13 protein-coding genes are annotated in these 11,577 nt (G+C 68.2%); 7 read left to right on the forward strand and 6 right to left on the reverse strand.

From position 1 onward, the window contains the following. Positions 1–57: 57 nt before the first annotated feature. Positions 58–804 (reverse strand): esterase family protein, encoded by a 747-nt coding sequence (locus ACWF4Z_RS19265; protein WP_452244438.1) that lies wholly within the window; start codon positions 802–804, stop codon positions 58–60. Continuing rightward, complete coding sequence (locus ACWF4Z_RS19270) at positions 764–1,840, reverse strand: alpha/beta hydrolase (protein ID WP_452244439.1); 1,077 nt, start codon at positions 1,838–1,840, stop codon at positions 764–766. The genes ACWF4Z_RS19265 and ACWF4Z_RS19270 overlap by 41 nt, the downstream gene beginning before the upstream one ends. Before the next feature lie 64 nt (positions 1,841–1,904). Here ACWF4Z_RS19270 and ACWF4Z_RS19275 point away from each other — a divergent pair, with 64 nt between their 5' ends. Next, positions 1,905–2,252, forward strand: coding sequence for an MmcQ/YjbR family DNA-binding protein (locus ACWF4Z_RS19275; RefSeq protein WP_452244440.1), 348 nt, complete (start codon positions 1,905–1,907; stop codon positions 2,250–2,252). Positions 2,253–2,507: 255 nt separating this feature from the next. On the opposite strand, the gene ACWF4Z_RS19280 is transcribed toward ACWF4Z_RS19275, so the two are convergent. Further along, positions 2,508–3,245, reverse strand: a complete 738-nt coding sequence (locus ACWF4Z_RS19280) for a response regulator (RefSeq protein ID WP_452244656.1) — start codon at positions 3,243–3,245, stop codon at positions 2,508–2,510. Then, a complete protein-coding gene (locus tag ACWF4Z_RS19285; protein WP_452244657.1) occupies positions 3,242–4,591 on the reverse strand; it encodes a sensor histidine kinase in 1,350 nt (449 codons plus the stop codon). Before ACWF4Z_RS19285 ends, ACWF4Z_RS19280 begins: the two co-directional genes overlap by 4 nt. 180 nt (positions 4,592–4,771) lie before the next feature. Between ACWF4Z_RS19285 and ACWF4Z_RS19290 the strand changes: the two genes are divergently transcribed. The 3 genes from ACWF4Z_RS19290 (at position 4,772) to ACWF4Z_RS19300 (ending at position 6,381) form a co-directional block, all read left to right on the forward strand. Continuing rightward, positions 4,772–5,461, forward strand: a complete 690-nt coding sequence (locus ACWF4Z_RS19290) for a M15 family metallopeptidase (protein WP_452244441.1) — start codon at positions 4,772–4,774, stop codon at positions 5,459–5,461. A gap of 73 nt (positions 5,462–5,534) precedes the next feature. Beyond that, complete coding sequence (locus tag ACWF4Z_RS19295; protein WP_452244442.1) at positions 5,535–5,906, forward strand: hypothetical protein; 372 nt, start codon at positions 5,535–5,537, stop codon at positions 5,904–5,906. Positions 5,907–5,994: 88 nt separating this feature from the next. Continuing rightward, on the forward strand, positions 5,995–6,381 hold the full coding sequence (locus tag ACWF4Z_RS19300) for a pilus assembly protein CpaE (protein WP_452244443.1): 387 nt from the start codon (positions 5,995–5,997) through the stop codon (positions 6,379–6,381). Here ACWF4Z_RS19300 and ACWF4Z_RS19305 read toward each other — a convergent pair. Further along, complete coding sequence (locus tag ACWF4Z_RS19305) at positions 6,378–7,097, reverse strand: YqeB family protein (RefSeq protein WP_452244444.1); 720 nt, start codon at positions 7,095–7,097, stop codon at positions 6,378–6,380. The two genes, ACWF4Z_RS19300 and ACWF4Z_RS19305, sit on opposite strands and share 4 nt — an antisense overlap. Positions 7,098–7,170: 73 nt before the next feature. On the opposite strand from ACWF4Z_RS19305, the gene ACWF4Z_RS19310 reads away from it, so the two are divergent. Both ACWF4Z_RS19310 and ACWF4Z_RS19315 read left to right on the forward strand, forming a co-directional pair. Then, positions 7,171–8,184 (forward strand): ornithine cyclodeaminase family protein, encoded by a 1,014-nt coding sequence (locus ACWF4Z_RS19310; protein ID WP_452244445.1) that lies wholly within the window; start codon positions 7,171–7,173, stop codon positions 8,182–8,184. Next, positions 8,184–9,518: an aromatic amino acid lyase gene (locus ACWF4Z_RS19315; RefSeq protein WP_452244446.1), complete on the forward strand. Its 1,335-nt coding sequence runs from the start codon at positions 8,184–8,186 to the stop codon at positions 9,516–9,518. Before ACWF4Z_RS19310 ends, ACWF4Z_RS19315 begins: the two co-directional genes overlap by 1 nt. Here the strand turns inward: ACWF4Z_RS19315 and ACWF4Z_RS19320 are convergent. Continuing rightward, positions 9,515–10,576: an iron-siderophore ABC transporter substrate-binding protein gene (locus tag ACWF4Z_RS19320; RefSeq protein WP_452244447.1), complete on the reverse strand. Its 1,062-nt coding sequence runs from the start codon at positions 10,574–10,576 to the stop codon at positions 9,515–9,517. The two genes, ACWF4Z_RS19315 and ACWF4Z_RS19320, sit on opposite strands and share 4 nt — an antisense overlap. Positions 10,577–10,890: 314 nt before the next feature. On the opposite strand from ACWF4Z_RS19320, the gene ACWF4Z_RS19325 reads away from it, so the two are divergent. Next, the gene (locus ACWF4Z_RS19325) at positions 10,891–11,562 is read left to right on the forward strand and encodes a hypothetical protein (protein WP_452244448.1); all 672 of its coding nucleotides are present in this window, start codon (positions 10,891–10,893) and stop codon (positions 11,560–11,562) included. Positions 11,563–11,577 lie beyond the last annotated feature (15 nt).

Consider the following 11,577-nt stretch of genomic DNA (forward strand, 5'->3'; position numbering starts at 1 on the left):
AAGGAAGAAAAGATGGAGGACAGGGAAGGAAAGATAAAGCGGTAGGGAGCGGGTGGGTCAGACGAATCGGGGTAGGTGGTGGGCTATTTGTTTGCGCCACCAGGGCCAGTCGTGGGCGACGTCGTACCCCCAGAGGTCCAGCTCGTGCGGGATCCCCTTGGCGGTCAGCACAGCATCGGTCGCGAGCGCGGACGGCAGCGAGCCGGTCGGGTGGGTTTCCCAGTCGCCCTGGCCGACCGTGAGCACGAGGAACAGCCGTTGCCGCAACCATTCCAGGTGATCACCGGAGAGATTCGGCAGGTAGTCCATCGGATTGCTGAAGTACGTCGAATCCCCGCGCTCACCCCACGCGTGCCAACTCGAGGCGTCGTAATTGCCGGACTGGCAGATCGCGACCGGAAACAGATCGGCGCGTTTGAATGCGAAGTTCAGCGCATGGAACGCACCCAGACTGCACCCGGTCGTGATGATGTCGGCGGCGCCAGGAGAGTCCGCGCCGATGGTCGGGGCCACCTGGTCGAGGATCCACGACTCGTAGCGCCCGTGCCGCCGGGCGCGCTCCTCGAGCGGAATGCTCCGGTCCGACCAACTGACGTGATCGAACGAGTCCACGCAGTACAACTTGACCCGCCCGGCGTCGATCAGCGAAGCGACCGCGTCGACCATGCCGTTGTTCTCGTAGTCCCAGGCGCGGCCCTGCTCACTGGGGAAGACCAGCACCGGGCGGCCGTAGTGCCCGTAGCGGATCACGGTCCCGGGGCGATCAAGCCCCGGCGCCTCCAACTCGGCCTGTTCCCGTTCCATCAGCCCCACCCCAGGTCCGCCGTAGTAGATCCGTCAGGTCAGGATCCAGCACATCACGCCATGCTGTGAAGTTGTGCATGTCCGGCGTTTCGTCGAACCGTACGTCGAGACCGAGCTCGGCCAGATGCGCGGCCATCACCCGGTTGTTGTGCACGTTCTCCTCGGTCGTCCCGGCGGTCATGCCGATGAACGGCAAACTCGGCGCTGTGGTTGCCGTCAGCACCTGCCGGACGAAGCCGGTGACCTCGGCGTAGTACTCGAACCGGGACTCCTGCGGGTCGGTCTCCGGCGTGAAGAACGACCCCGACTGCAGGAACAGCCCGTCGAACGTGCCCGGATAGTGCCACTCGGCGTACAGGGCCGCGAGCGCACCGAGGCTCGCGCCCATGAGCACAGGCTTGCGGCTCCTGTACGCCGTCTGGACCGCAGGCAGCACGTGCTGCGTCAGGGCCTCGGCGTAGTCGGGGTTCGCGGCGTACCAGAGGTTGCGGCTGGTAGGCCGGATCAGCGCGAGCCGGAACGGCGGCAGCGTGCCGTCGGCGATCATCGCACCGGCGTAGTGGATCAGACCGGCGTACGCGGCGAACTCGGGACCGTCGTGAGCGAGCAGCAGGGGCAGTTCGAAGCTCGGCGCGATCCCTTCCGGCGCCCAGACTTGTCCGTCGACCGCGCCGACCGGGGAGTCCACGATCAGCGGAGTCAGGGTCGACTGGATCGGCGGCACAGCGATCCACGCAGGCTCGACGTACCCGGGCAGCGGCAGCCACGAGTGGTCGCCGAAGGCGCCTCCGACGACGCGTGGGTTGGTGGGGTCGGTCCGCATCCCGAGGTCGGCGACGTCGAACAGGTACTCCATCCGGTGCACCGACGGCCGCGGCAGCCGCAGCTCCCAGCCGTACTCGACCGGCTTGAACTCGAGCGCCTCGGCCGGCAATCCGAGCTCCTCCCACAACCGAACGCCGCTGAACGCATGCGAAGCGTCACCAAGGCGGAATACCACCTCAGCCCCTTCGACAGCGCTCACGACATCAGGCATCCGACCACGGTACCGGCGTGAATGCTGACAACAGGTGTCAGTGATAGGTGTTTATCGTTGGAGCGTGGTCGATCTCACGGATATCCGGGCTGTCACGGCGGACCTGCCGCGCAGCTACGAGGTGCTGGTGCGGGACCGGATCAAGTTCCGGGTCGGGCAGATCGTCTACCTGGCCGTGGCGCCGGACGAGGAGACGATCGGCATCGGCTTTCCGATCGAGGAACGGGAGGCCGCGCTGGCGGCCGAGCCGGAGAAGTTCTTCCGGCCGCGACCGTCCGACGAGCGCTTCCGCTGGATCCAGGTCCGGCTGGCCGCGCTCGAGTACGACGAACTCCGCGAACTGATCCTCGACGCCTGGTCGATGTGCGTCCCGAAGAAGGTCCGCAAGGCCTACTTCGGCGAGGACGCCTGACGCCGCATACCGGATCGGGGCCGGGGGCAACCGCCTCCTCCTGAGGGAGGAGGTGGGTCGGACCCAGGGGCTACGAAAGGCGCGGGAGAACCCTCCCGAGGGCCGATGGGTGGGGACGTTTCGCGAAGCATGCTTGACGGTATGACCGGAGATTTCCTACCCAGCCGCCGGAAGGCGTCGTTCCGCAGCCAAGCCCTGACCGTTGTGATCCTGCTCGTCGCCGTCGCGGTGGGTCTCTGGTTGTACCTGTAAGCGCTAGGCGTCCCAGCGGACGTCGGCTTCGCCGGGCCGGACCACACCGGCCTCGTAGGCGACGACGACCGCCTGCACCCGGCTCGACAGCCCCAGCTTCGACAGCACCGAGCTCACGTGGGTCTTCACCGTGGTCTCGCTGACGAACAACTTGGTCGCCAGGTCGCGGTTCGACAGACCACGCGCCATCCAGACCAGGATCTCCCGCTCCCGCTCGCTCAACTGGGCCAGCGCCCCGGCCCAGCGCGGATCCGGCTGGGCCGGCGCGGCTTCCGCCGTACCGCCGACTTGGCGTTCGAGCTCCATGCACCGCTCCAGCAGCACGCGTGTGGACGCCGGGTCGACCAGCGAGTCGCCGCGATAGACCGCGCGTACGGCGGAGACCAGCAGGTCCGGATCGGTGTCCTTGAGCAGGAACCCGGACGCCCCGGCCCGGACCGCGCTCAGCACATACGCCTCGTCGTCGAACGTCGTCAGCACCAGTACGGCGGGACGCGACCGGCCGGCCGCCTTGTTCGCCGAGGTGATCCGTTCGGTCGCGACCAGGCCGTCCATCACCGGCATCCGGATGTCCATCAGGACCACGTCCGGGTCGTACTGATCGATCAGCCGGAGCGCCTCCTCGCCGTCCCCGGCCTGGGCAACCGTGGTCAGGTCGGGCTCGTGGTCGAGGATCATCGCCAGGCCCATCCGGATCACGCCCTGGTCGTCGGCCACGAGGATCCGGATCTGCTCGTTCAGTTCTGCGGCGGCAGCCATGCCTGCACTCTCCATCCACCCAAGGGGCCGGCCGCGACGGCGAGGGTGCCGCCGACCGCTGTGGCCCGTTCCCGCATCCCGATCAGCCCGTTGCCGCGGCCGCTTTCGCTCCGCCGCGCGGTCTCCAGCACGTTCACCGGCGGTGGTCCGCCGCTGCCGTTGTCGTCGATCGTCAGCAGCTCGCCCTGCGGACCACTCTGCCAGGTGACCCGCGCCGCGCTGGCCTTGGCGTGGACCATCACGTTGGTGAGCGCCTCCTGGATGATCCGGACGGCGGTCAGATCAGCGGCGGAGGTCAGCTGTCGCTGCCGCGGCGGGAGGCTCATCGTCACGTCGATTCCGACCGCCTTCAGCCGCTCGCCCATCCGCGCGACGTCGGACAGATCGGGCACCGGCGCGGTCCCGCCACCCGAACCCGCCACGGCATTCGGCGAGGCCGTGTTGAGTACCCGGACCGTCTCCCGCATCGCGGTGAGCGCTTCCTTGCCGCTGGCAATGATCCAGCGGATCGCTTCCCGCAACACCTCGGGTCTCTGGTCCGCCACCCGGTCAGCGGCTTGTGCCCGGATCACCACCGCGCTGACGTGGTGCGAGATCACGTCGTGCAGATCGCGGGCGATCCGGGTCCGCTCCGCGACCGCCGCCCGCTCGGCCTCGACCGCGCGGAGCCGGACGAGCTCGGCGTTGCGCTGCTCCAACAGGGCCACGCTCTTGCGCCGGCGCCGCGAGTCCGCCCCGAGGAGCACCATGCCGCAGATCAGCGCCTCGGCGAACACGAAGAGTGAGACATCGATGTAGCTGTACAGGCTTGGCAGGCTCCGGGGGAGCTTTTGGTAGCGGTCGCCGTACAGGATCGCGCGGTTGGCGTGGCCGAGGACGATGGCGACCACGGTCGGCAGGCCGATCATCAGGCCGGCCAGGCTGCCCATCGTGAAGAACAGACAGGTGAAGCGCCGTACGCCGCTCGACGCGGCCAGGTATCCCACCACCAGCAGCGGGACCAGGTGGATCTCGGACTGGAGCGCGGCGTTGCTGATCTCGGGCTGGCCGAAGATCGTGAGGCCGATCTGGGCGGCCAGGCCGGTGCCGACCGCGGCGTACAGGAACGGGTAGAGCACCGAGACGACCACGAGCATCGTGCGCGGAATCCGGCGTACGAACGCGACCGTGGCGACCAGGAAGACGCCGGTCACGACCGAGACCGCCGGGTTCTTCGGACGCAGGGTGCTGCCGTTGATGAGGTTCAGCGCCGCGAACCAGACCAGCCCGATGAGCGCAGCCAGCAGGAGGTCCTGCTGGTACTGCGACAACCGGCGCCAGATTCGCATCACGTCGCCCAGCGTAGTCAGGCCGTGTTCTTCGAAGCTTCATCTGCTCGGAGGGGCAGCCTCTCCAACTTTTGGAGGAGGCTCAGCGTCCGAACTCGTACTCAGGGGCTACAGGTGGTGCACAAAGGACGGTCCCTGGGACTGATGTGGCAGTGCGACCGATCCGAGAGGCTGTACCCCATGAGTGAGGACCTACCGCCGCGCCGCAACAGCGCGGTGCCGACACGGCTGCTGTCCGTGATCGGAGTGGTCGGGGTGGGGCTGGTCGTCGGTTCGCTGCTGATCTGGCACGCGCAGCTCGGAGACATGTTCGGTCTGTCCGCGGACAAGGAGCCGGTGGTGTCGAGCGTCAGCGCGCCGGCCATCGGCGCGCCGCCGAAGCCGGCAACGACCAAGGCGAGCATCACACCGTCCCGGCCGTCGCCGCACCCGACCAAGACATCCACGCCGAAGCCGACCAAGAGCTCTACGGCGGTCTCCGAAGAGAGCATCGAAGGGTTGTCGCCGAAGCTGAGGTCGCGGCTGAAGAAGGCGATGACTGCCGCGCGGGCCGACGGCGTCACGATCAAGATCAACTCCGGCCGCCGGAGCGCGGCCAAGCAGCAGCAGCTACTGAACGAGGCGATCAAGAAGTACGGCTCCTACCAGGCGGCGACCCACTGGGTGCTGCCGCCGAAGGACTCCGCACACGTGCAGGGCAAGGCCGTGGACATCAAGCCGGCGGCCGCCTGGACCTGGCTGAACCAGAACGGCTGGCGGTACGGCGTGTGCCGCCGCTACGACAACGAACCCTGGCACTTCGAGGCGCTGACCGCGCCCGGCACCAAGTGCCCACCCCGTGAACCCCACGCCGTAGCCAAGTCCGACTAACAAAGCCGACTGGACCAACTGACCGGGCCGACGGCCAGGGCCGACTGATCCGACACCGACAGGAGCCGACGATATGACCATGACCTACGCGCACCCCCTGCCGCGGCGCTACACCCGCGCCCGGCTCGCCGTCCCCGCCCTGTGGCGGCAGGTGATCCGGGCCAGTGAGAAGGGACCGGAGGCAACCGTGCCGGAGCCGGATCGATCCGCGTACACCCAACTCGAGATCTACGACGGCGTCCTCGCCGCCTTCGAACGCCGTTCCGAGGTGGCCGAGGTCCTACGCACCTCCCCCGACCGCGCCATCGCCGTACGCCGCCTCCGCACAACCTTCACCCTCACCCACCTCCAAGCAACCGCCCTCCTGGACCTCCCGCTCACCACCGAATGCCGCAACCGCATAGCCCACCGAGCCGAAGAACTCCGCACAGCTCTCCACCGCTGACACTCCGAAGAGCCGATCCGTCCATCGGCTGAGGTTGGGTGGCTCGCGTGGGGGTGCGGGGTTTGGGTGGGGTGGGGAGGATGGGAGGGTGATTACGATCGAGCAGGCTGGGCGGCTGCGGAAGGCTGGGGTGTTGTGGGTGCCCGCGGCGGGGGATCGGTTTGTGGTGCCGGGGCGGGACATGGATGACGACGTGTTCGTGGTGAGTGACATGACCGTCGAGGTGCACGACTACCAGGGCAGCAAGGTGATCGGGTTCAACGGGACCACCGAGTGGGCGCTGGACAGCATCGAGCAGCGTGAGGTGATCTGGCTGCCGCGGGAAGAGCAATTGCGCGCGATCCTGGGTGACCGGTTCGTCTCGCTCGAGGCCGTCCCGGGCGGCTACCGCGTCAACCTCACGGACTCGACCCACCCTGCCGACGACGCCGAACAGGCCTACGCCGCCGCCGTCATCCACGTCCTCGGCGCCTAGGCCCCGCCGGACGTCGGGCGCCAGTACTGCCGCTTGTCCTTGTCCTTGACGGTGTAACCCAGCTTGGCCACCTCGTCGCGGAATTCGCGGAGGTCGGCCTTGCCCTTGTCGCCTTGATCGAACGCATGCGACCGCACCTTCAGTACGGCGTTCACCGCAGGCGGCAGATCTGGTTCGTCCTCGACCCAGCGGCGGAAACGCGACTCGTACGGGTCACCGGCGTCCGACCACGGGTATCCGTGGGCGCGGAAGGCGACCGGGATCTGCTTGGCGTCGGACTTGAGCTGGTCGTGCTTCTCCCGGGCCAACTCGCGCGACGTCGCGTCCTGCAGCACGATCTCCTTGCCGTCCAGGAACGCGACCGAGACCTTCTCCCGCGGCACGGTCAGCGTCTTCTGGTTCTTCAGGAACTCGACCGACTGGTTGGTGACGGTGACCTTGAGCGTCTCCTCGAGCGCGATCGCCGCGAGCAGTACGCCGGCCGCCAGTCCGAGGACGACTCCGACGCCGACCACCACCCAGCTGTCCCAGCGGGCGATCAGCTCGAGCGGCTTCTGGAACGGCACCCACCGCTGCCGCGCGCCCCAGTCCGCGATGATCGGCAGCAGGAACCCGATCACGAGCCCGAGCAGCGGCAGCCCGCCGAACAGCACAACCTTGTCCGTGGTCGAGTGCCCGATCACTGTCCGGTCCTGGGCTTGAGTAGTCCGCTCCATACCTCGAACGTAACGGGGCTTGTGCGAACTTTAGTATCGAATCAGGACCGCGGTGCCGACGGAAGGTGACGGAGTGGTTGACGGGATCTGGTTGCGGTTCTTGAGCGGCCCGGAGATCGACTCGCTGGGGTTGACCCGGCTGGAGATCGTGGACGCGGTCGAGGCGGCGGTCCGCGAGCACGGCGAAGGACGGACGGCCTTCGAGCCGCGGGTGCACCTGATGCCGGACAACGGCGGGATCGGCCACTTCAACGTCCTGCGCGGTCACCTCGACGGCCTCGGCGAGCACGGGATCAGCGGGGTCAAGGTGGTCGGCGACTTCGTCCCGAACTACCAGAAGGGCCTGCCGAGCGAGCTGGCGATGGCGACCCTGTTCGACCCGACCACCGGCGTACCGCTCGCGGTGCTGGACGCGACCATGATCACCGCGGCCCGGACCGGGGCGATGACCACGGTCGGCGCCCGGTACCTGGCCCGGCCGGACAGCAAGATCCTCGCCCACGCGGGAGCGCGCGGTACGGCGTGGTGGAACGTGACCATGCTCGACGACCTCTTGGACCTGGACGAGATCCGGGTCACCTCGAAGCGGCCCGAATCCCGGGAGAAGTTCGCCGCCGAACTCTCCGAGGAGTTGTCCACGCCGGTCCGCGTGGTGGCGACCGCCGAGGAGGCGTTCGACGGTGCCGATGTGATCGTCGAGGCGACTCGCCTGACCGAGCCCGAGCCGCTGCTGCGTACGGCGGTGATCCGGCCGGGCGCGTTCGTCGTGCCGTACGGGACGATCAGCGCGGTCGAGCTCGACCTCCTCGACGTGATCGACAAGACGGTCGTGGACGACTGGCGCGAAGCCCGGTCCGGGACGTTCGGTTCGCTGCGGCGGCACGTGGACACCGGGCGGCTGTCGCCACAGACCCTGTATGCCGAACTCGGTGAGATCGTCGCGGGTCACAAGCCCGGCCGTGAGAACGATGCCGAACGCAACCTCTTCTGGCATCGCGGCCTGTCACTCCTCGACGTCGCGATCGCCCACCTGATCCTGCGCAAGGCCGAGGCTGCCGACGTCGGCACGATGCTGCGGTTCCACTGATGATCGAGGCTCCCGACGACCTCGATCCAGCGAGCACCGAGCGCATCGAGCTGGCGCCGTCCCTGCTGGACCGCCTCGCCGCGATCCGGGCCGCGGCGCTGCGGACCCTCGCCGAAGGCCAACCCGTGTACGGCGTGAACACCGGAATGGGGGCCTTGAGCAAGCTTCGCCTGACCGAGGACGAGCAGCGCGCCCACCAACGCAACCTCCTGCTGGGTCGCGCGGTCGGTGGACCTCCGTGGCTTTCACCGGACGAGGTGCGGGCGGTTCTGATCGGCCGGCTGAAAACCTTCCTCACCGGCGACGCCGGCGTCTCGGTCGAGTTGATCCAGCAATTGGTTGCCCTGATCAACAGCGACGAGGTTCCGAAGATCCCGCTCGAGGGAGCGGGTTCGGCCGGTGAGATCATCCCGTTGGCCCACGCGTTCGCCTCCCTCGATCCCGGCCCGAAGGAAGGGATCGCCTTACTGGCAGGCATTCCCGGCGCGACCGGTCGAGCGGCTCTGCAGGTTCGTCGTGCGCGGCGGCTCGCGGATCACCTGACCGCAACCGCCGCCGGTGCGATCGTGGTGATCGGTGCCAATCGTGCGCCGTACCAGCAGCCGGCCGGCCGCGGCGATGACCTGCTGGCCGCCGAGTTCGCCCGGATCCGTGCGCTGGCGGGGCCTGAGCCCGAGCCACGGTCACTGCAGGCGCCGGTGTCGTTCCGTGTTGCGGGACACGTGATCGCGCACGTTCGCCGGACAATCAACGATCTGGATGCAGCGGTTGAGCGGGCGTTCGTGGGCGTGACGGACTCACCGGCGTACCTGGACGGTGAATTCATCGGCACCGCAGGCTTCCACGGCATCGACCTCGCCGCGCACTGCGACCACCTGACCGCGGCCCTCGCCCACGCGGCCGAGATCTCGACCGCGCGACTGCACCGCTTGCTCGACCCGGGCGTGACTGGTCTGCCGGCTCAACTCGCGCACGACCCCGGCCCGCAGGCCGGGCTCGTCTCCGTGCACAAACGGGCCGTCGCGATCGCGCACCAGTTCCGCCGCCTGACGTTGCCGACGGCAACCAGTACGGCGGAGACCTCCAACGGCCAGGAGGATGTGCAGACCTTCACGTGGGAGGCGGTCGCCGTACTCGCCGAAGCCGTCCGGCTGACCCGGCAGACGACGGCCTGCGAACTCCTCGCGGTCCGTCAAGCCTTCGCCCTGTCCAAACGACCGATCCCCGCGGGACTGCACGAACTGATGCGGGCGGTCGACGCCGTCGTACCGCCGATCGACGCCGACCGCCCGTTCGGTGCAGATCTCACCAGGCTGCTGGACGAGGTGCTTTAGCTCTTCCCGGCGACCGCGTCCTTCAACTGTGGGACCAGGCGCGGGATCACGTACTTGATCCCGAGCGGACCACCGATCGAGAACGCGCTGGAGAACTCGCCGCTCGGGGTCGGGGTGTTGATGACCGGTACGCCACCCCAGTACGCGACGTGCCCGGCCTTGACCGCGGGCAGCGAGTTGAAGACCTTGTTGTTCGCGACGTTCGGATCGAGCGTGCCGGCGCTGTCCAGGGCGGCCATGTAAATCACGTCGGAGTTCAGCTTCTCGGTCAGCTCCGGCGAGATCTTCACGAAGAAGCTGCCGTTGTCCATCGCGTCGATCGCTGGGTTGGTCTTGAAGCCGAGCGAGGTCAGCAGCCGCATTCGTGGGTCGGACGGGAGCCATGCGTTCAGGCTGTCGACCGAGTAGACGCCGGCCGTGATGGTCTTGCCGGCGAACTCCGGGTTCGCCTTCGCGGCGTCGCTGACCAGAGCCTCGGTGGACTGGACGACCTTGTCGCCCTCGGCCGTCGTCCCGGTCGCCTTGGCGATCTCACGGACCTGGTCCTGCCAGGACGCGCCGTACACGTTCTTCGTCCCGGGCGGTGCCGCGATCGTCGGGGCGATCGCGTTGAGCGTGTCGAACTCCTTCTTGTCGTTCTTGGAGTTGATGTAGAGGATCAGGTCCGGGTTCAGCGCGGCGATCTCCTCGAACTTCGGCTCCGCGGCGGAGATCAGCTTCGGGGCCGGCTTGTCGCCCAGCTCGGACTTGACCCAGCCGCGGGTCTGCATGTCGCCGAACCAGTCGGCGCCGGCGACCGGGATCACGCCGAGCGCGATCGCCGCCTCCATGTCGCCACCGCCGAGCGTCACGATCCGCTGTGGCTTGGCCTTGATCGTGGTCGAGCCGAAGAGATGGTCGATCGTGACCGGGAACGCGGAGTCGCCGCTGCTGGTCGCGGCGGAGTTCTTGGTGTCGTCGTTCGAGCCGCACGCGGTGAGGCCCGCGCCGAGCGTGAGCGCCACGAGCGCGACGGTCGCGCCGACCTTCGCGAGAGACCGGATACGGGACAGGGCCATGGCGGGTACTTTCTCGAGGAGCGAAACGGTCTAAGGTAGGTAAGCCTAACCTGACCAAGCGGCGCTATTGTCAGGGGTTGAAGGAAAAAGCCAGCACGACACGCAGCTACCGGCGAGTCGCAAGTAGCTTGCCGGGGGTTTGTGTCGTTGGGGCGGGTACAGGCGCGTGAAATCTGAGCCAAAGCTGACCCGGCGGGGGCTGCTGACGCTCAGTGATCCACTACCCTGACCAGGGCCCGAGGCGGCGTCCGCACATCCCGCGCCTGGTGCGCGGCACTGCCGAGGCACCAGCGATGCGGAGATGGAGGAGTTCGTTGAAGCGGTTCGTGGTCCCGCCGACCTGGCCGTCGCCGCCCCGCCGTAGTTGGGTTCCTCCGAAGACCTGGCGCCCGGATCCGTCCTGGCCGCCGGCGCCGGAGGATTGGACATTCTGGGTCGATGGCAAGGGCAACGCTGTTCGCGGTCCCATCGGCCGGTACGCCGGTCCCTCCGGCCGTGCTGTGTACGCCGGTGCCGCCGGACTCGTGCTCTTGCTCGGCGTGACCTTCTGGGCGCTGTCCACGATCGGTCTGTTCGGTGGTGACGGCGATCAGCAGGCTGTGGTCGCCGACGACAGCCGGTCGACGCCGTCCAGCACCCCGACCGTGACGCCGCCGTTGAGTACGCCGCCACCGGTCGCGAAGACGACAGTCCCGACGACGATCGTGCCGCCGACGTCGATCCCCACGCAGCCGCCGACCCGGAAGCCGACGAAGTCCCGGACGACCGAGAACCGGACCGACGAGCGTCCGACTCCGACCCCGACTCCGACCAAGACGAAGACCACGACCACGCCGCGGAAGACGCCGCCACCCCCCAGCACCAGCAGGCCACCAACGCAGGAGGAGCTCCTCCGGCAGTACTGCGTCCAGCGCGGCTGGCCCGCGGAGTGGTGCGACCCGGACAACTGGAACGCGCCGTCCGACCCGCGCAGCGGCGGCCACTGAGCTTGCCCACCTGTT

The organism is Kribbella sp. NPDC055071 (assembly GCF_053608045.1).